The sequence below is a fragment of the Gilvimarinus sp. 1_MG-2023 genome, from assembly GCF_030548285.1.
Genome location: NZ_JAUOSC010001087.1, coordinates 1 through 267 on the forward strand (window position 1 = coordinate 1; position 267 = coordinate 267).

At 55.1% G+C, this 267-nt stretch carries 1 pseudogene; it reads right to left on the reverse strand.

The features are described 5' to 3' along the window. Positions 1-244: pseudogene (locus Q4563_RS20215) on the reverse strand (5-methyltetrahydropteroyltriglutamate--homocysteine S-methyltransferase); the annotation flags it as partial. Positions 245-267: the final 23 nt, after the last annotated feature.

The following is a 267-nucleotide window of genomic DNA, read 5'->3' on the forward strand; positions in this document are numbered from 1 at the left end:
GGATGTCATCAAAATCGGCGTAACACATATGGGTATGAATCTGGGTGTCGGCCGCCACATCGGTAGTGGCATAACGGAAACTGTTCACCGCCCAGGCCAGATAGCCAGCCCGATCAGCCTGTTTCAACGGCAGAGCCTCACGTAATGCCGGTTCATCCACCTGAATCATGCCAATACCCGCCGACTCCAGTTCGGCAATCTCAGTCCGCAACGCCGCAGCCAATTGATAAGCAGTTTGTGACAAGGGCTGGTCGTCCCGTACAAAGG